Annotated in this window: 2 protein-coding genes; one reads left to right on the forward strand and one right to left on the reverse strand. The window is 65.1% G+C overall.

Going from position 1 to position 2,257, the window contains the following annotated elements:
- Nucleotides 1-1,562, forward strand: a 1,562-nt coding sequence (locus tag VJ307_07505) for an IS1634 family transposase (GenBank protein HJX73987.1), incomplete at its 5' end; no start/stop codon positions are given.
- 66 nt (nt 1,563-1,628) lie between these two features.
- Here VJ307_07505 and VJ307_07510 read toward each other — a convergent pair.
- Nucleotides 1,629-2,257: aminoacyl--tRNA ligase-related protein (locus tag VJ307_07510; protein ID HJX73988.1), on the reverse strand; the 629-nt coding region annotated here is incomplete at its 5' end.

The raw sequence follows: 2,257 nt of genomic DNA on the forward strand, positions 1-2,257 counted from the left end.
AGCGACGCAAGCAGCGGGCCGAGGGGGCTGGCGAACCGAAGGAGCCGCAAGCGCTCCTTCGCACGGTGGATCTGCGCTCGGTACGGGTCTCGACGGTGCGCACGATTGGGGCGGAGTACGTGGGGGTGGCGCAGGCGCGGCGGTTGGGGCTGGAGCGGATCCTTGCCGAAGCGGGGCTGAGGGAGACGGAACTCAGGGGGGCATTGGCGTTGATCGTGGGACGTCTGGTAGCCCCTGCCAGTGAGCGTGCGACGCGGATCTGGCTGCGCGAGCGCAGTGGGCTCTCGGAGCTTCTGGGGGCGCAGATCAAGGGTCTTTCGCTGAACGCTCTGTATCGGTTGACCGACGCGCTGTACGAGCGCAAGGGGCAGATCGAGAAGGCGCTGCGAGGGACGGAGCGGGAGCTATTCGATCTGAAGGAGCAGGTGATCCTCTACGATCTGACCAACACGTACTTCGAGGGTTGTCACTATCAGAGTACGGAACTGGCCCGGGGGAAATCGAAGGACCGCAGGAGCGACTGTCTTCTGATGACCGTGGGGCTGGTGGTGGACGAATGGGGTTTTGCCAAGCGCAGCGAGCTGTTCGCCGGGAACGCGAGCGAACCGAAGACGATGAAGCAGATGCTCGAAGATCTGGGAGCGGCCGCTGGAGCGACGGTGATCGTCGACGGGGGAATCGGGACAGAGGAGAACCTCAAGAAGTTGCGGGAGTGGGGGTATCAGTATATCTGCGTGGCGCGGGGCCGACCGTTGGAGGGTGAGGATGATAGCGAGGAGGGGATGCTACTGATCCGGGCCGAGCGGGAGAAGATCGTCCGCGGCAAGCTGGTCAAGACGGAGGGGGAGTGGGTGCTGCGCTGCCACAGCAGCGAGCGGGAAGCCAAGGAGCAGGGGATGAAGAGGGGCTTCCAGAAGCGCTTCGAAGAGGGGCTGGAGGGAATCCGGGCCTCCCTGAGCACGAAGAGGGGGACGAAGAACTACCAGAAGGTGCTGGAGCGCATCGGCAGGCTCAAGGAGCGCTCCCACGGGATCCACGGCTACTACGACATCGAAGTGCACCAGAAAGGACAGATCGCCACCGACATCCGCTGGAGCTTCACTCGCGCCAAGGAGGCCGATGAGCGGTACTCGGGCCACTATTACCTGCGGACCAGCCGTGACGATCTGGATGAGAAGAACCTGTGGGAGCTGTACATCACCCTGGGGGGAATCGAGGACTCCTTCCGCTCGCTCAAGGGGGAGTTGGGACTGCGGCCGGTCTTCCACTTCAAGGAGCAGCGGATCAAGGCGCACCTGTTCATCACGGTGCTTGCCTATCATCTGCTGAGCGCGATCCGCCACCGGCTGCGGGATCGCGGGTACCTGGCGCGTTGGTCGACCATCCGCGCCAAGCTCTCGACGCATGTCATGAGCACCGTTTCCATGACGAGCGATACGGGCAGCAGGATCGGCATCCGGACCCCCAGTAGCCCGGAGGTTCCCGTTCGTGACATCTACCGTGCCTTGGGACTGCGGATCAACCCGATCCCCGTGCGTCGTTCGGAGCGCGCCGAGATGTAGGGACCATACCGATGGCCCCCACCCTTCTGCCGTAAGGAATTAGCCGCTACCCCCGGTGAACTTGGGCTAGGGCCGCTTCCGTGGCTCGATCTTCGTGAACCCCGTGTAGGCCGCGATCTTTGCCGGCAGGACGACCGATCCGTCGGACTGCTGAAAGTTCTCGAGCAGGCCGACGAGGGCGCGCGACACGGCCACGGCCGTGCCGTTCAGCGTGTGCACGAAGGCGTTCTTTCCCGCCTCCCGGAACCGGATGCCCAGCCGCCGGGCCTGGAAATCCGTGCAGTTCGACGCGCTCGTGATCTCCCCGTACTCCCCGCCCTCGCCCCGGCACGGCATCCACGCCTCGAAGTCGTACTTTCGGTACGCCGGCCCGCCCAGGTCGCCGGTGCACGTGTCCACGATCCGGTACGGCAGCTCGAGGCCCTGGAAGATGCGTTCCTCGATGCCGACCAGCCGGTCGAGCATCGCGTCCGAGCCCGAGGGATGGCAGTACACGAACATCTCGACCTTGGTGAATTGATGCACCCGGTAGAGTCCCTTGGAGAATTGGCCCGCGGCGCCCGCCTCGCGGCGGAAGCAGTGCGACAGTCCGCACAGCAGCAGCGGCAGGCTCCCGGCCTCGAGCACCTCGCCCGCGGCGATCGGCGCCTCGGGGTGGCTCATGTTCGGGAGCTTCAGCGCCTCCTCGGCCAGCT

It is taken from the genome of Candidatus Deferrimicrobiaceae bacterium, from assembly GCA_035256765.1.
Classification (GTDB): Bacteria; Desulfobacterota; Deferrimicrobia; order Deferrimicrobiales; family Deferrimicrobiaceae; genus CSP1-8.